Genomic DNA, 22011 nt, shown 5'->3' on the forward strand with positions numbered 1-22011 from the left:
TCTAGAAGCTTTGTCCGATGCTGAAGAAGAAGTTGAAGTGACTCGCCTGTCCCACATAGGGGAGAGCTCCGGTGTAGTCGTCAAAGACGGGATATATCGGAGGATTGAGGTTATAGCTGAAGTCCACGCGGATCGGACCGACGGGAGTCTTGTAGCGGACTCCGAGACCTACCGCGTGCGAATAGTAGTTGAAGTTGCAGGTCCCCACGGCATTTGCCTGTTGTTCCACCTCTGTGGCACCCGGAGTGCCGGCAGGAATAGTTACGTTCCTGCAAGTCTGTTGATTCGGCTGGTGGAAGTGCTTGATGCTCTTGAACATGTCTCCGGGATATTCAAAGACGTTCCCCATGTCGTGAAAGATGACGAAGGAGATGTTATCTCCAACCAGCGGAAGTGTCGGCGGAGGAAGGCGCAACTCAAAGGTATTGACGACTACCCCCGATCCGCCAACCGGATACCCAGTCGTAAGATCGCGTGGTCCTGCATCGTTGATTCCAAAACCACGATGTGACGTTGCGCCTCCGGCGTACAGTCTTTCGGGTAGTGGAACGGCGTTGCACGTTGCATTCGTCTGCAGCAGGGTGCCTGCGCATGCCGTATTGCTTACGTCGATCTGTCCGGATGCATTGGTCGCATTCGGATTTACGCCGAAGTCGTTCTCAAAGCCCACCCGAGTGTTGCGTGCGAAGACATACTTCCGCTTGCCGAAGGTGTAATACGTCGACTGCGAGATATCGACCTTATTGAAATCCGTATCCGAGCCAAACTTCGACGAGGCGATGAACTCCTGAATGGAGAAGTACGTGCCTTTACCGGCATTGAGCGGGGTGGGGTCACGCGTGTCGTGGACATACGTGATGGCAGGTCCGCCAACGCGCACTGGTTCCGACAACAGCGGAATGAGATTGGGTGTAATCTCCAGGCTGTCTGCATTGACTGATACCCGACGGTACTGAAAGTCATAGATGAAGGTATCGGCCTTCCTGAACTTCTGCGAGATGCGGAAGTCTCCCTGCAACGTGGAAGACTGGAACGTGGTGATGTCCTGCACGTTGGAGTAACCGCCGGAGAGCGTCGCGGTGTATTTGGGCTTGCCTAAAAACTGAGGGGTGTTGAGGCTCAACGTCGCAACTTTTTCCAGCAGGCCGTACGTAGTGTGCAATGTGAGCGACTGCGTTGTTCCGCGAAGATTGATGCGCGAGATATCCAGGGTGACGCGCGGACTGACACCTGCTTCCCCATTCTGCGCGGCGGTGCTTCCCTGCGTTGCCCCGGTATTCACATCGGGCGTGCCGGTCTGGGCCTCGAACCCGAAGCCGTAGGTCACGTCCCACCGCCGTGCCTCGGTCAACTGCACCAGGACGTTCTTCATCGGCGCGTCACCCGTGGGGTTCTGCACATCGGCGTTGACTTCGTTGAACAGCGCGAGGTTATAGAGCTTGCGTTGCGTCTCGAGCAACGCGGACTGATCGAGCGGGCCGCCCGCATGGACGGTAAGTTGCTTCTGCACGACCGACGGCTTCGTGTGCCCAAGGCCGGAGAGCAGTACCTGGTCGATGAAGACCTGCTGGCCCTCGGTCACGTTCAGGGCAACGTTCGTTCTGGTCTTGTCGGCATCTTCGATGTTCTGCACGATCTCGACCCTGGCGTGGTCAAAGCCATGCGAGATGTAGTAGCCCAGCACCGCATCGCGGTCACCCGATAGCGTAATCAACGAGAACGGCTGGCCTTTCTGAGCATTCAGTAACGATTGAACGTCTTTCTGGCGCGCCGGATCGATGCCGGTGAGCTGTACCGTGCCAAACTTCTGCTGCGCGCCTTCAAAGATGTTGAACGTCACCCGGATCTGCGCAATCTTGGAGTTCTGTCCCTTTTCGATGTCCTTGACCTCAGGGGTCACCATCGCCGCATTGAAACCATTGGCGCGATACAGCGAAACGATCGAGTTGGTATCGGCCTTAACTAATTGCGTGCTGTAGCTGCCGTTGCGCAGATAGGCATCGGCTTTCTTGACCCGCAAGCGCTCCTCGATCAGGTCGGTCCCGAAGTACTTGGTGCCTTTCAGGGTTACGGCCGTTACCTTGTGCCGCTCTCCCGGTTTCACGTCATACTGCACGGACACATTGCTGGTGCCTGCGCCAAGAAGCTGTACCGTAGCTTGCGCGTCAAAGTAGCCCTGCTGCTGCAGGTAATCACGAATGTTGGACGCACCTTCATTGAGCAGGTCGTTATCGACCGCACCCTCCTCAAAGACCGGAACCAGTAAGTGCATCCGCGACTTCGACAGCTTGACGCCATTCACAACTACCTTGACCAGCGGTCCCTGCTCGGCATTGAAGTCGTAGTTCAGCCGCTTGGTGGGCGCGACGTAGGTCTGGCCCTGAAGGCTGACCGTAGCTTCAAGACGGTCCTGCTTCTGGTAGTACGACCGCACATCCGAAAGAGCGTTACTGGTAGTCTCACGCCCAACCTTGGGACGGCAGCTCTTGTTGAACTTCGCCGCGATGCGCGAGCAGTTGAGATGCCCCTTCTTGCGGAACTCGTCGACCGTAATCCCCGGATCCTTGCCTCCGACAGCAACATCCCCTACGCGGGCCTGCGGCCCGGTCTCAACCGTAAATATCGCATTGATCTGGTGGCCATCATTGTCCGTGGTTGTGGCGACTTTGACCGTGGGCTGGTAGAAGCCATTCTGGGCGAGCGTCTGCTTCACGCCTTCGACCGCGGCTGGAATCTGGGCCTCGGTATAGGGAGATCCGGGGTCAAGCTTCGTCGCAAACTCCAGCAGCGAGGTCAGTCGCTCCTGATTGACGCCGTGAATCTCAACCCGGCCGACATAATAGCGCGCCGTTCCCGCATAGATAAGGGTGAGACCGCCGCCGGTCGTAACTCCGCTTACACCGACGTCACGGTATCGGCCGCTGGCGAACAGGCGCCGTAGATCCGCTCGAACCTTTTCCGGATCGAGCGGCTGCCCAGCCTTCTGCGTCAGCTCCGAGAGGATGGCATCTTTCGCACTGAAGGTCACGCCATCGAAGCGGATAGCCTCCACAGGAACACCGCTCTTCTCCCAGACGCTTGTCGTCAATGCCGGAAGCGTGTTGTTCACACTCGTACCGGCCTGGGGGGCTGTTGTTGTGGGCGCAGCCGGATTTACGGGGTCTGTTGAAGTCTGCGCATGCGCCCCAGCCAGCAGGGACACCGACGCCACGGCAATAAGGCAAGATCCTCGCAGGGCTCTCACGCAAGCCGCCCCACGTGGAGTGAGCCGACCGTCACCGCTCACGACACCAAACCCTGAACCTGCCACTGCCGGCTTCCCCTTGAAAAAGTTCTGTACTTCTATCGCCGCAGAGTAAGGCGTCACGCTGAGCCAGACTTGTCCAGAGATGTACTACGCGCGAACAGACCGCGATACATCTGAGCTTCATTTTACAGATGCAAGAAACAGTACAGGAGTTCGCTTGCAGCATGTTCTCACTGTCCTACGGCGTCCGAGCCAATTATCTGCCGGGTGCATCACCCAATCCCATCCTCGTATACTGCGAGGGATGCAGGTTTTGGCAAGCGAAGCCGATACTACGCCAACGATCGAGGATGCCGAGCGCTACTCGCGTCAGGTGCTCTTTCGCGGTATAGGCGCGAAAGGCCAGCAAAAACTCCGGCAGGGCCACGCTGCGGTCATTGGCGTAGGTGCCACCGGCGCGGCGACGGCTGGCTTGCTCGCCCGTGCCGGGGTCGGCCGTCTCACTCTGGTCGATCGTGACTTCGTCGAGCCCTCCAACCTGCAGCGCCAGGTGCTGTTCGACGAGGAAGACGCTCTAGCGGCGCTGCCCAAAGCCGAGGCCGCCCGGCGGCATATCGCCCGCGTCAACTCCGGCATTCAGGTCGACGCCCAGATCGCCGACCTCGTCCCCGCAAATATCGCGACTCTGCTGGAAGGTGCGGACATCGTTCTGGACTGTACCGACAACTTCGAGACGCGGTATCTGCTGAACGACTTCTGCGTGCGCGAGAACAAGCCGTGGATCTATGCGGCCGCCGTAGGCTCCTACGCCGCCACGATGAACATTCTTCCGCACGCGACTGCCTGCCTGGCGTGCATCTTCCCCGCAGCGCCCTCCGGCAACGTCGAAACCTGCGATACAGCCGGGATCCTTTCTACAGCGGTCAATCTTGCCGCCTCGCTCCAAACCACCGAGGCGCTGAAGTTTCTCACCGGCCAACCCGAGCTCATGCGCAGGACACTGCTCTCCTTCGACCTCTGGACCGGCGAGCGTTCTGAGATCTCCGCCGCACATCCGCGCAAAGACTGCGAAGTTTGCGGAAACAGCACATTTCGCTACCTTGCAGGCGAAGGACGGCCGCACATCACCCTGTGCGGGCGAAACTCGGTGCAGATTCACGAACATCATCGGCCAGTCGACCTGCTTGCGCTGCGTGACCGCCTATCTCCGCTCGGCAACGTGCGCTCGAACGGCATGTTGCTGCGTTTCGAGCGCCCACCGCATTCGATTACCGTATTTCCCGATGGCCGCGCCCTGATTCAAGGCACCACCGATATCGGCCTGGCGCGCGCTCTCTACGCGCGTTTTATCGGGGTATAGGCTTGTTATTGCTGGCTTTAGTGGAGTATCGAAGCCGGTGGTACAACCTGCTCCATCAGTGAAGCAGTCCAACTGCCTGACGCTCGGGACACGCTCGCTTGCGGTAGGCTGGAAGAAGGCGAGTGTTCCGGCGTAGATCGAGTGCAAGGACCGGACACTTACTCATGGGAACTCAAGGCGTTATAACGATGCAGCCAAAACCGAACTCGGGTTTGTTCAAACGAAACCCACCTATCGCCGGCGAGGCCGATGCCATCGAGCGCGCCAAGAACGGCGATCCTGATGCATTTTCCAAGCTTTATGCGCTTCATAAGCGCCGTGTTTATACCCTCTGCCTGCGTATGTTGGGCAACGTCTCCGAGGCCGAGGACATGACCCAGGAGGCCTTTCTCCACCTCTTCCGGAAACTGGGGAGCTTTCGTGGTGAAAGCGCGTTTTCTACATGGCTACACCGTCTTACGGTGAATCTGGTACTGATGCACCTGCGCAAGAAGGGTCTGCAACTGGTTTCGCTCGAGGAGACGATCAACCCCTCCGAAGAGGACGCGCCAAAGCGCGACTTCGGCTCTCGCGATCCTCAGCTGGCGGGTTCGGTGGACCGTGTGACACTGGAGCGCGCCGTCGCTTCCCTGCCTCCCGGCTACCGCATGGTCTTTGTACTGCACGATGTTGAAGGCTTCGAGCACAACGAGATCGCAACCATGCTGGAGTGCTCGACCGGCAATAGCAAGTCTCAACTCCACAAAGCAAGGCTGAAGTTGCGCGAGCTGCTTCGCCAGCCCGAGAAGCTTCAGCCCGTTGAAGGCCTGAAAGAGGTGGCACTGTGAGCGACCTCACGAACATCAATTTCGACACCATGACCACAGCAGAATTCGAAACCTATCTCCCCGACCTCTTCGCAACAGGAGGAGGCAAGGTCAGCGAGGATCCGCGCTTTGCAAAGTTCCTCGCCGCCAACCCCGACTGTGCCGCACTGGTAAGCGATCTGGAAACGATCGCGGAATACGCCCAGAGCATGTTCGAAGAACCGGTCCACGAGCCGAGCGACACTGTCTGGTCGAACATCGCCAGCAAGCTGAAAGAAGGCGTCGGGGGCGAAGAAGACGGACTCAACGGCACCGAAAACTTAGCTACCGAATAAGCCGCGCTAAGACCTTCGGCACCCCACATCTCAGATGCGAGATGTGGGGTGCCCGTTTTTGTTCCTATTTAGATCCAGGCCACCCTCCCTCCGGCAACCAAGGCTCGCTATCGCCGCGTTCGTCGAAGGAATCGTTAGCCAGCGTGACTCCCAGGACCACCACGTCGCGGTTGGCGGGCAGGGTCAGGCTTTTGACTGTCTTTCCAGCATCCAGAGGCAGCGTGTACTGGTAGAGGTTGAACGTCTGCGACTGCTCTGTACCGGCGGCAAGGAGACGGTAGGGCATCGCTTGCGCTATGAATTCGCGAGGATAGTGCTGCGGGCTGAACCAGTCGCTGAAGTTCTGCTTGAAGGTGCTGCCGGTGCCGTCCGTGTATTCGACCGTGATGGTTTGCGAGGTCTGGTCGCCTTCAATGCCACTGCCCAGAATTCGCAGTGAACTGAAGTGCCCATGTGGCAGCTCGATCGGCTGACCGGTGCCATACACCACGTTATTGACATTCGGCGCGCCGAGATTGAAGTTGAGGTTATCGACAACAATGTTCGACGCACCGGCCTGATTGCCGAGAAGATTTGCAGAATAGGCAGTGCCGCCGCCATCAATACCCGCGTTGGCCGCGAATGCCGTTCCATTGGTGTAGATGCCCGCAAGGTCGAAGGCAGAAGACAGATTGACCTGATCGCCAAGGTACTGGCGAGTGAGCGTTGCGGCCAGAATCACTACGTTTGAGTTGTCGGGGAGCGTGAGGCTCTGCACTGTCTTATCGCTGCGCAGGACGAAGGTATAGCCGTACAGCGTAAATGGCGCGCCGTCCTCCGTGCCGCCGCCGTAGTTGCGGTAGGGCATGACAACGGCGTCGGTTTCGTTCGCATTGCTCGCAGGAGTAAACCAGTCGCTGAAGCTCTGCGTAAACTGCGAGGTTGTGCCGTCGGTGTACGTCACAACCACTGGCTGCGCGGTCGCGCCGCCGCTGATGCCTGTAGCCAGCAACTGCAGGGTGGTGAAGTTGCCGGGAGGGAGCGGAATTTGCTGACCGGTGCCGTGAACGATGTCGGAACTGCCGGCTGGACCGAATTTGAACAGCGCATTGCTGAGGACGCGCGCGCTGGTCAATAGATTGGCAGAGTAGGAGTAGCCGTCGCCGTCGAGCCCTGCGCTGGTGGAGTAGGTTGCGCCGTTCGGATAAATTCCTGTTCCGTTGAACGCAGCGGAGAGATCGACCGGGACACCTGCGCCGCGATCGCCAATAGCAGCATTGACAGTAAGCGTAGCGGATACAGTTTGGGTGAGTGCGCTGGAGGTCGCGGTGATCGACAACGGCATATTGATGCCAACGGCCGCATCGCTGCGCGTCTCCAGTTCCAGTGTGGTTCCAGTGCTGGCGTTTTCAGGCCGGAACCGCGCAACGACGCCTGGAGGCAAGCCAACCGGCCGCGAGAACTGCACTTTGCCGTTGAAGCCATTTTGCGGAAGGATGGTGATGGCGCTGGTCGCTCGTCCACTCTGATCGAGAGCGATGCTGGATGAGTTGATGGACAGGTTGAAAAAAGGCAGAGCGAGCTGCACGAAGACGGTGTGTGCGACACTTCCGCTGGCTCCGGTGATAGCAATGAGATAGTTGGCGCCCGGCGTAGCGGAGGTTGTCGATACGAGCAGCGTGGCGACGCCCGATCCCGTGATGGTGCTCTGACTTAATGCCACACTCACTCCAACTGGAGATCCGATCGCAGTAGCGGAAAGATTGACGGTGCCATTGAAGCCGTTGGACGGCGCAACGCTGAGGGTCGCGGTTCCATTGCTTCCAGGCGTGAGGTTAATCACCGCCGAAGAGGCTGTTAGAGAAAAGTCTGCGGCACTGGAAGTGGTCGGTATATCCAGCAAGCCGGCGACAGTATTACTGCAGTCCCAGCTATAGAGTGCCGTGCCGTTTGGGGTCGACGCCAGCCAGTTGTTCCACGAGAGACCCGACGAGTTGCGTTGCGCCCATCCAAGTCCGACGTTCGTCTGCGCCCATGAGAGCACATTGCGGTTACTGATAGCGCCGTGCGTATAGACGTACCCGATCCAGCGGAGTGTGATGCTGTTGAACCCGCCACCGTCCGTGCCGCCCTGGCCATAGTTCGGCATGACGTTATAGCCGCCGATAGTGCCACTGGACAGATTATTAATAAGGTACGTCGCGATATTGCTGGTGTCGCTCCAGCGGTTCTCAAAGTAGCTGGCGCCTACAGCAACGCCGTAGTTGTAGGAGTATTGCCCGTCTTGAACGCCGCTGCTGTTGATGCCGTCATGGACTCTGCCCGTCGATGCGTCATATAGCGTCGTGGACGCCCAGCTATAGACGGTGTTTGCGTCACTGAGATACGTCGAGTTGCCGGTGATTTGATAGAGCAGATTGCCTGCGATAACAAACGTCCAGTTAGAAGCCGACGCCTTGTATCCGGAAGGAGTATTTGCAGCAGCAACGTTCCACCAGATTCCGCCGCCGAAGGTCGTGTCATAGCCGCGACTCCAGACCGTTGCGAAGTTTGTCTCCGCATCGTTCAACCATGTCGTGTTGCCGGTGGCGTTATAGGCGCGGATAAAGGCGATCGTGGCCCACATCAGATCGTCGTCGTAGGTGTCCCCTGACCAGTCGCTGCTGAACTGGGTGACAAAGCCGTTGCACAACTGGTTGATCATCGTGACACCTGCCGATGTCGGATTCTGGGCATAGGCATCGAGAGCAATCTCGATCTCTTCGGCTCCAACCCAGAAGCCGGATGTACTGGTCGATCCCTGCTGACTGCGGTAATCGTAGTTATCGCCGCTGGGATTGAAATAGAAGGCGTTGTTATAGCTGTTGAAGGCGGACTGGGCGTCGGCTGCGGTCCACTGGGCATGAAGCGGATGTACCACACCGAGGACAAGCAGGATTGCGAGAAAGAGCCAATGTACACCGCGCGTGCGGTGAAGATCTGCACAGAACTGTAGCTTCATAAGGCACTATCCTTTGTGTGCATCCGGCGATACCGGGCGCGGTTCAGCTCAAACACATGCCGCACGATTTTGACCGCTGCTCCGCTTCCTGCATGCGAATTGTGCTTTCTTCATCGTTTGAGCGTTGCTCCATGGCGAAGAACCGGAGAAGGAAGTCCGCACACACCCGGTTCCAGAGGAAAGGCGATGAATATTCAACGATTGTTGCTGTTGGATAAAAACTCTACGGCGTGACCAGAGAGAGGTATGGCCACCTAATCAATAAAAGCGATCACGTGCAAAAGACTCTCAAATAGGCAATTGGTATCGTTTCCATAGCGAGCACATATTGCCACTCGCACAGTTAGATAGTCAAGCGGACTTGGAATTATTTTTGTAGGTTTATGGTCGCCGCCATGGAGGAATTCGGGGACAGCATACTGGAGTGCTCCTACTTCCGTCAGCTATGCCCTTGACTCCGCAACTGCGCAAAAGCTCTTCGCAAACGCTCCACGACCTCAGGATGTTGGGCCGCGAGGTTATGGGTCTCATAGGGATCGGCGGCAATATCGTATAGCTCCAGCCGTGCGACGGGAAACTTCTGCTCCTGCGGATCGGAGACTGCTGCGTCGGCTGGCGGCTTCCACTCTGGAGGAGGATGTGCCCCCGGCCGCTGGCTGCGATCGATCAGCTTCCAGTGGCCTTCGCGAATGGCAAGCACATCGGCTTCTTCCACCAGCGACTCACGTCCTCGCTCAGACTTTCCGAGCAATGCGGGCAGTACGTTCATGCTGTCTTCCGCCGTCCCCGCAGGCACCTTCTGCTGCGTAAGCGCTGCAAGGCTTGCGAGTAGATCGAGTTGGTCGATGAGCGCGTTGGAGACTCCCGGTTTGACGTGGCCGGTCCAGCGCACCAGAAAGGGCATCGTCGTTCCGCCCTCGAAGATGGTGTATTTGCCACCCCGAAAAGGGCCCGCCGGTTTGTGTCCATCCAGCTTGCGGTCCGATCCATCGTCATACCCATCGTTCACAACGGGGCCGTTGTCGGAAGTAAAGATCACGAGCGTATTCTCGTCCAGCCGCAGACGTTGCAATGTATCCAGAATCTGTCCAACGCTCCAGTCGAGTTGATCGATCACATCGCAACGCACGCCACAGGCATTCTTGCCTGCGAACTGCGCCGCGGGAGCGCGGGGCACATGAATATCGCTTGGCGTGAAGTAGAGCAGAAAAGGTTGGTGCTGATTCTTTTCGATAAACTCAACAGCTTTCCCCGTGAAGGTAGCGGCCATGGTCTCGTCCTTCCAGCGTGCGGACTGACCACCTGTCATAAATCCGATACGACTGATGCCATCCACGATAGTGCCATCGTGGCCCTCGCTCAGCTTCATCTTAAGTAGTTCGGGGTCTTCCTTGCCTGTGGGCTCGTTGCCGATCTTGTGATCGTAGGAGACCTGAATAGGATCCTTCGGATCGAGATTCACCACGCGATGATTGTGGATGTAGACGGTCGGCACACGATCCGCAGTCGCGGCGAAGAAGAACGCATCGTCGAATCCCACTTCGCAGGGGCCGGGCTTAATCTCCCCGTTCCAATCGATCGTTCCATCTCCTAAACCGAGGTGCCACTTACCTACCAGGCCCGTTGTATAGCCAGCCGATTTCAGCACCGAAGGAATAGTGGCCTGATGGCTTTCGATCAGCAGCTTGGCATCGCCGGGCAGAATCCGAACCCCATCGTGCCGCCACGCATAACTCCCGGTCAGCATCGCATAGCGAGATGGCGTACAGGTAGCAGCATCGGAATGCGCCTGAACGAACCGCAGCCCGCTTGCGGCCATGGCATCAATACGCGGTGTATGAACATGCGTTGCGCCATAGCAAGATAGGTCGCCATACCCCACGTCGTCAGCGAGGATCACAACGATATTTGGCGGCCTGTCGATCGGTGTGGCTTCCGCGAGGGAACAGAACCCGCGTGACGCGATTCCAGAGCTTACAGCAGCTAGACTCTGAAGAAAACGGCGACGATCTATGGCCATGAACTCTTCCCTGTATCCGGATCCGTGGCACGCCAAGAGCTGGGGCCACACTCACCATAAGATTCAACCACTCTAAACGAAGATAGATCGATGGCCCACCCGCCCTGGTGTGCCTTGACGAACGGATGCATCATCTCGTTCTCATCGCTTCTGGCTCCTGAGCAGGCTGCAGAGATGCTGATCGTCCCGCGATCATTTATCGTTGGCTGTATGAGCGGAAAGAGCAAAAATCGCGCGTGGGCATCGCTACTTTGCGCATTGCTGCTCTGGCTTACGGTGAGCCCTCCGCATTGCGATTTGTGCGATGGAAGTTCCTTTTCTGTCGCCACATCCCCGCAGTCCATCCTCAAGCATTCACATCCTGTTGCGCCTGATACCTGCAATGGCATTTGCTCTTGTTGCGCGTTCCAAGGACTTCCGAATACACAACAGGTCCTGATACCGGTAAACACCAGGCTCGCAGATGTTTCACCTGAAGCACCTCGTCCTGCGTTCACGCCGCCCTCTGCGATATTTCGACCACCACGCATCTTCGTCTCCTAGCTCGCAGCCCTCCGCCCTTTGTGCGGAGCGAATCAGCATTGACCCTGGAGATTTGTTATGCGTACACGCACGTTCACGCTCGTCGGAGCGTATGTTTTTCTATTCTGCTGCCTACCTGCTTTCGGGCAGGCGGTTTATAACGACACTTCCATTCATTCGTCCGAAACTGCAAAGGATACGGACGATCCAATTGCCATCCTGGAAGTGGGAGCGGCCACCAATTGGAACCTCACCGGGGGCACTGCGACCTTCGCCCCGAATCTCGCAGCGGAATGTACCCCCATCGAACACTGGCTTGAACTGGAGGCCGGTGTCTCGCCCTTCTACACCCGCAACTCTACGGAATGGGACACCGATCTTCTCTTCAAAAAGCCATGGACCATCTCCAGGCAAGCCGAGTTCATGCTCGGCGTAGGGCCTCAATGGACTCACCTGAAACAGAATGGAAGAACTACGAACTCCGTGTCCGGCGAGTTGGCTGGAGACTTCATGTTCTGGCCATCAGGAAGACACAGGTTTGGATGGTTTCTTGAACCGGCCTACAACTACAGCTTTGCAGGGGTGCATCAGCAGTCGATAGGCATGTCTGCTGGCCTGCTGATCGGGATTCGCTAGTCTGGCTGTACGCACTTGTAAAACTCCACCTCACGCTGTCCCTTCAGTCAACGCCAAGGTGCGGCAAGCTTAAAAAGATCTTCGCACCTTGGCGCATCCAGACAGCACCTTAGAAAGTCATCTTGAAACCTAGTTTCACGTAACGCTGGTCCGTCGTACGAGCCTGGGCACTGACACTGGTCAATGTGCCAAAGTTGGTATCGCCAACAGTGCTGTCTGGATTACTGAAGTGTGGGGTGTTGGTGATGTTGAACACTTCTATGCGAGGCTGAGCCGTAAAACGCTGCCTGATCGTGAAGCTGCGGAAGAGACTTAGATCGGCATTGCCAAATCCTGGCCCACGGATGGAGTCAAAACCCGCAGTCCCAAAGCGGACTGCCGTGACCGGGGCAAAGGCCGTGGTATCAAACCAGGGATGATCGGGACCCACGCCCTTGAATTTTTTGACATAGGGTTTGACCTGATCGGCCATCTGCGAACTCCCCGGAGCATTCAACGAAGCACCACTCGCGGACACAGTGAAGGGCTCGCCGGAGTCGAAGCTGATGATCGTATTCAGCTGCCATCCACCGGCAATAGCCGCCGCAATGCCATGCGTCAGGAACGTCTTGTTCTTACCGAAGGGCAACGCAGCAAGCGCCGAGATCTGAAGATTGTGCGTGCGATCGTAGGGCATGAGAGCCCGGTTGAGATAAAAGTATTGCGGGATAGGAATTTCCGGCATTCCATCTCCATGGGTATCGCAGCAGGTCCCAATCCACCTGGACCAGGTGTAAGAGACGCCCACTTGAAATCCGTTTGTGAAACGATGATTGAGGGCAGTCTGAAGCGCGTTGTAAACCATGTTTTCAAAAGCCAGGTCCTCGATTTCGGAGGCAGTATTTCCCGTGGCATAGGTACCGTTATAGAAGGGCTGGCTGGCTGCGCCTCCACCGACCTGGCCATAGTTGACGTTGTACCGGGTGTGCTGATGAACAGTGTGGGTGCCTACATAGGCGATCTGCCCCAGCCATCCTTTACCAAAATCCTGTTCGACTGCGGCGTTATACGACTCGGTGTAGCCGCGAATATAGTTTTTCGGAGAGGTGGCAAATGTAGCTCCGACAGGCAAAGGGATGATACCGCTGCTGATGTCGGGTGGCGTGAGGACAGGAATACCCTGCGCCAAAGTCGTCACAGGGCTATACGAGTTAGCGGATGAATAGTTACCGTTAAGATCGGCAGGGTAGTTATAAATGCCATCGCGGAACTGGCTGATCTGCTCTGGACTAAGGCTGAATCCAGCGCGAAGCACCATGGATTCGTTCGGACGGTAGGCGAGACCGATACGAGGCGAAAGCAGCGTCTTCTGCACATGAATACCGCAATCTTTCGCGATTGTGCCCTCACCGCATATCTCATATTGTTTGGTTGCGAAGTCGAAAAACTCAATGCCACGATCCGCACGTGTCGGAACCGGAAAATATTCCCAGCGGGTACCAATGGCAAACGTGAGCTTGGGGCTGACCTGCCACTGATCGCTCACATAGGGACTGAACTCCCAGGTCCTTAAGGTGAGGTACGGTGCGTTCTGCACGTCGCTCGACGTATTCTGCGCAAGGCCAAGCAGAAAATCGGCAAAGCCATTGAATTGACTTGGCGCTGCACCACCATTCAATGATGTAACACCGCCCGTAAAACTCAACTGGGTGTTGCTGGTCTCAATGTGGTTCATGTGCTGCTGGCTGACATCGATGCCGAAGCGCACATTGTGTCTTCCCTTAGTCCAGCTTGCATTAACGGTGTACTGGAAGATGGGGTCGGCGTAGACGAGAGGTGGATAGCTATAGCCATAGCTGTCGTAACCGGACGGCCTTAAGTTAGGAAATCCGCCTGCCGCAGGCAGATCGCCAACGTTCGTTCCGGGGATACCGAGCACATCCGATCCATAACGTTGATTGGAGAATGGAGGAACAAGATTTTGAACGGCGTGTGTCAGGCCAAATAGCGCCTCCACCACAAAGCGAGGTGTAGCGACATAGGTAGCCGAGACCGAAGTCGCGTAGGTGTTCCCATACGCAGAGGCGTCAGTGTTGGTGCCGGACAGAGGGGAAGAACCGAATTCAGGAATCGTCTGATTGTTGTAGGGGTAATCGCTGAAGCGCGCAAAGAGACGAAGCTTGCGTGTCGCGGTCCAGTCGAACTTCGTATCTATCTTCTGCAGCTTGTAATAGGACGGTTGCGTGTAATAGAAGTTGCTTGATTCGCCGGCCCCGGGAATATTTGGTTCTGGAATGAGCGCGACCACCTTTTGCGCGATCGGGCTGATTCGGTTCACGGGAATAACATTGCCAGCAAATGGCGTCCGTCCTGTCCCGTCCGCGTTTCCGGTGGCTGGATCGTAGATCAAGGTTGCAGCACTCCCAGATGAAGGAAGAGGCATGATGCCATTGCGCACGTTGTCGGTAGGAACAGTACCAATGCCTGGGTCTCCATTCGTATGCAGAAAATCGCCTTCATAGGAGCCAAAGAAAAATAACCTGTTTTTGAGGATCGGTCCACCGACCGTGCCGCCTGCATCGTTGTCGAGGTTCTTCGTCAACCCAACTCCCTGAGGCAGAAAGTACGGGCGGGCCGCGAGCAGATTGTCATAGTGATACCAATACACGGAGCCATGCAGCGAGTTAGTGCCGCTCTTGATCTGTACATTGATCGCGGCTCCATTCATCAAACCCTCGTCCGCGCCTGCACTCGCCGTAACCACGTTCACCGTCTGGATCGCATCCGTAGATGGAACAGCGAGGGAATAGTACTGAACCCAGGGATTTGTGGCGTTGACACCGTCAACGCGAACAATCGTGCCGCTCTCACTGGTGCCATTCGCATTAATCACCATGGAACGTTCAGGGTTGTTCGTTCCACCCGTGCTGGCTGACGGAGGAGAAACACCGGGCATTAGTCCGATCAACCCCTGATAGGAGCGCGTCGGCTGGGGGAGATCCTGAAACTCCTTGTTGGTGATCTGGTCATGAACGTCGGCGCTGTCTGTCTGCAACTGGGCGGATTCGGTGTCGACCGTAACGGACTGAACCTGCGAACTGATATTGAGCGTCGCGTCCACGCGAGCCGCTGTGTTGAGAGTCAAAACGACTCCCTTACTCTCAAAAGAACCAAATCCTGGTTTGGAAACTGAGACAGTGTACGTGCCGGCTGCAACCGTCGAGAACGTATAGCCACCCTCTGCATTGGTCGTGGTTTCTCGCGATATATTTGTCTCCGTCTGTGTAACTTTAACGGTTGCCCCGGGAATTAGCGCTCCACTGGAGTCCGTCACGCTGCCCACGATCGACCCATAAAAGGTTTGACACTCCCCTGCGGTCCCTCCCAGGAACAGGACACACACTGCAAGAACAAGGTAGAGCGAGGCCAATAAGTGTTGCGATAAGTGGCAATAACGAGATCCGTTGTTTTTTACTTTGGCAATATTCACAGAAACTCCTTGCGGTAAATGGATAGAGAACACAGATCTTTCGAAGCCTTCAATCCAGGCACACGGCAAATTCATTTGTTACCGCTTACATTTTGTGATCGTTTACATCCATTCCAATAAAGCCTCTCAATGACCGAAATCATTTAGCTTGCACTGGAACCCAGCAATCCTGCATCACGTCTTTGAGGCCAACTGAGAGCAAAAAACAGAAAATGACGAAGAGTGACAGACTCCTGCGGCGTTGCCTCTTTGTAGAAACCTGCAACCCACATAGAGTCTCGATGAACAAACTTTGAATGCCGGGAAGTGAATCACCTGTCAACAATGCTTGTCAATAGTGAAAATGCCTTCTTGGGTTCATCGCGCCAACCCGCGAACCATCTTGGAGAGGTACACGCGGACGATTCTGGCAATGAAGCACGAGACCGAAGCGAATATGGCGACCGGATAGCCATTCGTACTTGCAAAACTTCATCCCACGCTGTAACTTGAACTCGATGACGATGCACTGCACCTCCGCCCGATTTACCTATTGCTACTGGTGGCAACCAGCGGCCCGGCGGACGTATGTGCTTCTCTGAGAACCAGAGAACCTAAACGAAATCCACCGAGCCGCGACCCCAAAGGGTTGCGGTTTTTCTTTTGCCCCATGAACTGCTCACCGAACTGACAAACCAGGCTGACAAACCGAACCAAGGGAGACGACAATGACCGCAGCAACCGCTACCCTCGAAGCAGTGACAAAACACACCCCAACCCGATCGGTGCCGCTTCCAGCGGCTCACTCCAAACCGGTCGGCTATGACCGAATCGTCTTCACCGGATTCATGGGCTCGGGCAAGTCCACCGTCGGTGCCCTGCTGGCCGAGCGGCTGGGATGGGCGTTCCTCGACCTGGATACGGAGATCGAGCGGCGCTGCGGCCTGCCTGTGCCACAGATCTTCGCTGAACTGGGAGAGTCTCACTTTCGCCGCCAGGAGACAGCGGCACTGGCTTCCGTGTTGGGCCGTTCGCATGTCGTGATTGCGCTGGGTGGCGGTGCGCCCGAAGAGCTCGGCAACCGGCTGTTGCTGGAGCAGACGCCGGGAACAGCTGTGGTCTTTCTCACTGCCCCTTTCGCCACACTCTACGACCGTTGCCAGGTACAGGCAGCTACCCCCGGAGCCACCGAACGTCCTGTGCTGGCCGACCGCCAGAAGGCCGAAACCCGCTTCGAAGCCCGGCAGCGGCACTACGAGCGCATCGCCGACTCCACTCTGGACACAACAGCACTCTCCGTTGAAGAGACCCTTGAGGCGTTGCTTCTGCAGCTCTCCCCAAATTCACGCCCGTAGAGCAGTTCTCGTAATGGTGTAGAGCGAGTCAAGGGTATCTACGTCGTTTTTCCTCAAGAAAAACGACACTCGCAAGGTTTTTCCGCTTCACAGTATTACGAGAACTGCTCTAAATCGGGCATAAAGAGCGGCATACACCCAGCGGCCAGCCCTCTGCATCCAACCTCAAGCAAACAAAAGGAGCTCCGCGCTGAACTCGATATCATCTGCCGCGTCACCGTTACCCCCGGAAGAGCAGCCGCTCACGCCCAAAGAGGCGCGGGAGTCGCGCGCGACGCGCAGCAATATCCTGTTTTTCTTCGCCGTGCTGATCGCGCTCGGCCTGGCCTGGAAGCTGCTCAACGTGCTCGAGCTCGTCTACCTGAGCGCGCTCTTTGCGGTGGTCCTGATGCCGGTCGTGCAACGCATCCAGAAGCTCTCCATTCGCGGTTGGAGCCCATCACGGCCTATTGCCATCGCCCTCCTGCTCGGAACAGTTCTCATCGGCCTGACCCTCTTTCTCGTCGTCGGCCTGCCGCCTGTGGTGCGCGACATTCAGCACTTCGCCAACGATCTCCCGCAGCGAGCTCCTGCTCTCATCGCGAAACTGAAAAAGCTGCCGCTGGCGGACAAACTAGGCGTGGATTCCCTGGCACAGCGGTCCGAGGACCTGCTTTCCTCTGTTGCGAGCTATCTCCTCGCCTCGCTTCCGCTCTGGGTAGGCCGCATCCTCGACCTGCTCACAGCCTTCGTGCTCTGTATCTACTTCATGCTCGAAGGCGAATATGCCTACTTCTACTTCCTCTCCCTCTTCCAAGCGAACGAGCGTGCGCGGCTGGCCAGAACACTGATCACCGCCGAACACCGCATGAGCGGTTGGCTGCTGGGACAAGCCTCCCTCATGCTGATCCTCGGCGTCGTCAGCACCACGGTCTTCGGTATCCTGCACGTGCGCTACTTCGTTCTGCTGGGCGTCCTGATGGGGCTCTTCAACATCATCCCCGTCGCCGGTGGCGTCATCACGATCCTGATGGTGGCAGGCGTAGCCGCGCTTGATTCCTGGTCGAAGATGTTGGGTGTCTTCATCTTCTACGCCATCTACGTGCAGCTCGAAAATGGCTTCCTGACGCCGCGCATCATGAAAACCAGCGTGAACCTGATGGGACTCTCGGTGCTGGTCGCCTTGCTGGCCGGCACGGCACTAGCCGGAATCCCCGGCGCCCTCGTCTCCGTACCGACCGCCGCCCTCATTGCGGTGTTGATGGACGAGTACTTCGTCAAAGCGGACGGAGAGCAGATGGCCCGCGAAGCCGAGGCCAACGAAAAGACTGCAGCAAAGGCCTGATTTCTGCCTGCTCTCCTGACCTCTTGCCGGATGCTTTTTGGGGCAGCTCAACAAAGGGAAATTTATGTGCGCTAAAGATGACGGGATCGCCTGGCTATAGCACCCTGCAAACATAAATAGCTCTGCTCCTTGTCAGCGGCACTCTCTGCTCACATTAAAATCTCACCCCCCCTGGCGCACGTTTTTTCCTGATTTGACGATGCTTCTCCGGCGAATCCGGAACTTCACAGACGCGATTACGCGAAAATCCGACATCGCCATATTTTCCTTGACATCATTGGCGTGAGGGGCGAATACTTTCCGGCATTGAATTAATGTCTCTATTGAATATCAGCTGCTTAGTCGAGAGACTATTCAACCTGAATCGCTACCAGGGAGATCAAAATGCTCCGAAGTTTCGGCCATGCTAAGCCGTTACTATCTGCAACGATTTCCTTGAGAAATAGCAGTCCAGTGGACAAGCCTCCGCGGGCTGCTTGCCGCAGATTCGATATCTGCAGCTCGCCCTGCGAACCTACCCATCACAGACGTTAACTGTTCGAGGAGTTAGTATGTCTTTTCGAGTCAAGCCGTTCAAGGCATGCATATTCTCATGCATGAAGTTCCTGGCAGCAGCGTCCTTGCTGACTGCGCCAACCGTCTTGTTGTCACAAGCTGCAACGGGAACACCGCTACCGAACAGCTCCCAATATTTCAGAGTCGTCCGCCTCGAACATGGGTCGCAGAACGGAACCCTTGTGGCCAGCAATGGCCAAACGGGGAACATCTTCCAAAGCACCAACAATGGCGGGAGCTGGACGCAGGTGGCCACCGTTTCCGGACCCTCCGGCGCCACTCTGAATGGCGGTGCAACGCTGTTCGAGATGCCCCAGACCGTCGGCAGTCTAGCCGCTGGCACATTGCTGTATGCGACTACCTACACCGAGGGTTCCCAAAGGGCCATCGAAATGTACGTCAGTACTAATGAAGGCAGCACTTGGACCTATTGGCAGCAGTTGCTCATCGGCGGAAACCTTAACCAGGGATTGTGGGAGCCGGAGTTTGAAATTGCCAGCGATGGTGGACTGGTTGTGTTCTGGTCGGACGAGACCGATCCTTGCTGTAGCCAGAAGCTTGCGCAGATGCGCACCTACAACGGCACTTCGTGGCAGGATCAGCAGAATACTGTGGCCAGCTCCATCCAAGCCGATCGACCAGGCATGGCAGTGGTAACGAAACTTCCCGGCGGGACCTATTTCATGACCTATGAAGATTGTGGCCCGGCGGCTTGTACGGTCTTCTATCGCACCTCGACCGACGGGTGGAACTGGGGCACCTCCTCGAATATGGGGACCAAGCTGCAAACGCCCAGCGGACAATACTTCGAACATACACCCACCAATACGTGGAGCCCGTCGGTGCTTTCGAGCAACGGCGCGATCCTGGTGGTTGGGCAATTGTTCCTCGCATCCAATGGCACTGTCGATCCCCAGAATGGAGAAGTTATTCTGGAAAACCTCAGCTCCGACGGCAACTCCGGTAGTTGGTTTCCCATCAGCGCGCCGGTTCAGGTTCCCAACGCCTACGATAACTTCTGCCCCAATTACTCTTCGGCGCTCTTGCCGGCCACCGACGGATCGAGCATTCTCGAGGTGACCTCCGCGTACAACAGCAGCGGTAATTGCGAGGGCTACTTTGCGACCGAAACCTGGAACAATCTGCCTGCGGACGGCTCGACACACGCCCTCAGGAATGTGGCATCGAACGGCCTTTGCGTCGATGACTACGGTTGGGGAACAGCGAATGACACAGAGGCCGATCTCTGGAGCTGCACGGGCTCGATCATTCAGGAATGGACGGTCCATAGCCAGGGGAGCGGTTATTTCAGCCTTTCCAACGCGGACACCGGCTTGTGCCTGGATAACACCGGCGGACTTTCGACTCCACAAAATCCGACAACGCTCTGGGGATGCGCCAACAATAGCAACCAAAACTGGCTATTCATGGACCGAGGCAATGCGGTGTATCAGTTGATGAATCAATCTTCGGGCACATTAATGCTTGACGATTGGGAGGCATCGACCACCCCCGGAACTCAACTCGAAGTTTTCACCAGTAACGGTTCGCCCGCACAGCAATACGTATTGCAATAGCGCATCGCGATCGAACTCAGGAAGATGCCTTGTGCATGCAGCAGTCCAATCCTGGCGAGGGCGTTGGCAATTGCCGACGCCCTCGCCAGGATTGGAATCACGCCACGGAACTGCACATCGTGCCTACGGCTCTGCGGACTGATTGATGCAGATCTCCTACTGCGACCGCAAGTATAGGCAACGAATATAGCCACTTGCTAGCAAGACTTTGTCGCAATACAGTGATGTTGCGATTCTTGCGCTGACGGCGAGGAGCTTGACATCGGTGAGGCAGCAGTTGGCGGGGTGCCAATCCGATGCTCACAAGATATCTTCCAAGGACAGTTGATCTGTCCCAACGCCTGCCATAGTCCCCAGCAGAGACATTTTGGCGACAAACAACTGACATAAATGCGGCAACCGTGCGGCCCTGTTCAAAGTAAAACTGTATTTGTCTTGCAACTCTGCACAAGGCCCGGTCGCGGAGCTCTCGTCAGGGTTTACCTATGCCCTTGATACGGTCACAATCTGGCTCCTCTCGACTCGTGGTTCCTTGGAATCGAATGAAGACTCTTGAACGCTAGCGCACAAACCTTCGAAGTGAACAGCACGGCAGCTCAACCGGCTACGTTGCTTCCGGCTGTGATCGGATTCTTTTTCTCCTTTCGCATCTTCATCATGCCCCTGACAGTACTTATCCTGCAGGCCGATCCGCAGGTAGGCGTGGGGCTGAGCCTCGCACTTAACTTCCTGCTGCTGGCGATCGTCATGTTTCACTCGTTCGGCCATGCTCCAAGAACCCTGGGCTCCGTATTGCGCTTACCCTGCCTCTTCTGGGTGCTGCTTTTTCTTGGGTTCTCTGGCTGCAGTCTGATCTGGAGTGTTACAGCCTCTCTACCCGCGGCCGTGGCTTTCTGGTGTGGGATGGCTGCGGATGTGGCAATGGTCATCCTGCTGCTTCGCACTGGGCTTACCGTCGAGACATCTTCCAGCCTGATGAAGGGGTTTGTCTATGGAGCCTGTGGCATCGCTCTGGTCGCGTGGATTATGCCGGCGCAATCGGACCTTCGCCTCGGCGACGAAGAGTTCTTAGGACCCAATGCGATTGGCTATGCCTGTGCCTTTGCCGTCTTTCTCGCTGAGTACCTGATGCTGGTTCGGCGAGATCAAAAGCGCTGGAAATATTCTGCGCTCTTCCTCGCTGTTACTCTTCTCCGCAGCCTCAGCAAGACCTCGATCATTGCCTTTCTAGCAGGTCAGGCTCTTATATTGTTTCTCAATAAATCGATAAGCCGAAAAACGAAGATACAGCTGGTCCTCGGCTTGATCCTTGTCATCGCGCTCTTCTGGGGTTTGTTGGCGTCTTATTACACTGTCTATACCGACACAGGTGATTCGGCAGAATCGCTCACAGGCAGAGCTGGAATATGGGCCTATATTTTTAGCGAAGCCATTGAACGTCCTTGGATCGGACATGGATTTCACTCTGTCTGGAAGGTAATACCACCCTTCTACAGAGACCATTTTGAAGCTCGACACGCGCACAACGAACTACTGCAACAGTTCTATGCCTATGGAGTAACAGGCATAGTGATGCTGGTCGGCCTCTACAGTAGTTTCCATCGCCAGATCAGAAAGCTCCCCAGATCTCCATTGAGGGCAATCCTGCTCGGGCTTTTACTCTTCGTGCTTGTGCGAGGAGTTGCCGATACAGAGGTCTTCGATCTCTCCCTTCCGTTATGGGCGATTGTCATGTTCTCCGCCATTATTTCGGAAGTTGTTTCTACTTCTTCTAGTCCGTCCGACCTCTCCAGTTCACCGCTTGCCGGTTGGCAGCCTTCGTCCAGCAGCTGAAGTGATCAGGGTA

At 56.4% G+C, this 22011-nt stretch carries 12 protein-coding genes; 8 read left to right on the top strand and 4 right to left on the bottom strand.

The window, feature by feature from the left end; all coding sequences use genetic code 11:
- Position 1: 1 nt before the first annotated feature.
- Entirely contained in the window at positions 2 to 3211 is a 3210-nt protein-coding gene (locus GSQ91_RS24400) for an outer membrane protein assembly factor (RefSeq protein ID WP_254064861.1), read from the bottom strand.
- Positions 3212 to 3551: 340 nt separating this feature from the next.
- On the opposite strand from GSQ91_RS24400, the gene GSQ91_RS24405 reads away from it, so the two are divergent.
- The 3 genes from GSQ91_RS24405 to GSQ91_RS24415 all read left to right on the top strand — a co-directional run bounded on the left by GSQ91_RS24405 (position 3552) and on the right by GSQ91_RS24415 (position 5748).
- Positions 3552 to 4607 carry a ThiF family adenylyltransferase gene (locus GSQ91_RS24405; RefSeq protein WP_158824338.1) on the top strand — a complete coding sequence of 352 codons (1056 nt, stop codon included), beginning with the start codon at positions 3552 to 3554 and terminating at the stop codon, positions 4605 to 4607.
- Positions 4608 to 4795: 188 nt separating this feature from the next.
- Positions 4796 to 5434, top strand: coding sequence for an RNA polymerase sigma factor (locus tag GSQ91_RS24410; protein ID WP_254064862.1), 639 nt, complete (start codon positions 4796 to 4798; stop codon positions 5432 to 5434).
- Complete coding sequence (locus GSQ91_RS24415; RefSeq protein ID WP_158824340.1) at positions 5431 to 5748, top strand: hypothetical protein; 318 nt, start codon at positions 5431 to 5433, stop codon at positions 5746 to 5748. Before GSQ91_RS24410 ends, GSQ91_RS24415 begins: the two co-directional genes overlap by 4 nt.
- 64 nt (positions 5749 to 5812) lie before the next feature.
- On the opposite strand, the gene GSQ91_RS24420 is transcribed toward GSQ91_RS24415, so the two are convergent.
- Both GSQ91_RS24420 and GSQ91_RS24425 read right to left on the bottom strand, forming a co-directional pair.
- Positions 5813 to 8728: a glycoside hydrolase family 76 protein gene (locus GSQ91_RS24420; RefSeq protein ID WP_158824341.1), complete on the bottom strand. Its 2916-nt coding sequence runs from the start codon at positions 8726 to 8728 to the stop codon at positions 5813 to 5815.
- Between the two features lie 439 nt (positions 8729 to 9167).
- Positions 9168 to 10748 (bottom strand): sulfatase-like hydrolase/transferase, encoded by a 1581-nt coding sequence (locus tag GSQ91_RS24425; protein ID WP_158824342.1) that lies wholly within the window; start codon positions 10746 to 10748, stop codon positions 9168 to 9170.
- A 600-nt stretch (positions 10749 to 11348) separates the two neighbouring features.
- Here GSQ91_RS24425 and GSQ91_RS24430 point away from each other — a divergent pair.
- On the top strand, positions 11349 to 11906 hold the full coding sequence (locus tag GSQ91_RS24430) for a hypothetical protein (protein WP_158824343.1): 558 nt from the start codon (positions 11349 to 11351) through the stop codon (positions 11904 to 11906).
- 109 nt (positions 11907 to 12015) lie between these two features.
- On the opposite strand, the gene GSQ91_RS24435 is transcribed toward GSQ91_RS24430, so the two are convergent.
- Complete coding sequence (locus GSQ91_RS24435; protein WP_158824344.1) at positions 12016 to 15375, bottom strand: TonB-dependent receptor; 3360 nt, start codon at positions 15373 to 15375, stop codon at positions 12016 to 12018.
- 707 nt (positions 15376 to 16082) lie between these two features.
- On the opposite strand from GSQ91_RS24435, the gene GSQ91_RS24440 reads away from it, so the two are divergent.
- The 4 genes from GSQ91_RS24440 to GSQ91_RS24455 all read left to right on the top strand — a co-directional run bounded on the left by GSQ91_RS24440 (position 16083) and on the right by GSQ91_RS24455 (position 21998).
- The gene (locus GSQ91_RS24440) at positions 16083 to 16709 is read left to right on the top strand and encodes a shikimate kinase (RefSeq protein WP_158824345.1); all 627 of its coding nucleotides are present in this window, start codon (positions 16083 to 16085) and stop codon (positions 16707 to 16709) included.
- A gap of 289 nt (positions 16710 to 16998) precedes the next feature.
- Positions 16999 to 18033, top strand: a complete 1035-nt coding sequence (locus GSQ91_RS24445; protein WP_256370404.1) for an AI-2E family transporter — start codon at positions 16999 to 17001, stop codon at positions 18031 to 18033.
- Between the two features lie 551 nt (positions 18034 to 18584).
- Positions 18585 to 20165, top strand: a complete 1581-nt coding sequence (locus GSQ91_RS24450) for an RICIN domain-containing protein (protein WP_158824346.1) — start codon at positions 18585 to 18587, stop codon at positions 20163 to 20165.
- 552 nt (positions 20166 to 20717) lie between these two features.
- Positions 20718 to 21998: an O-antigen ligase gene (locus GSQ91_RS24455; RefSeq protein WP_158824347.1), complete on the top strand. Its 1281-nt coding sequence runs from the start codon at positions 20718 to 20720 to the stop codon at positions 21996 to 21998.
- Positions 21999 to 22011 lie beyond the last annotated feature (13 nt).

Source organism: Granulicella sp. S156 (genome assembly GCF_009766105.1).
GTDB lineage: Bacteria > Acidobacteriota > Terriglobia > Terriglobales > Acidobacteriaceae > Granulicella.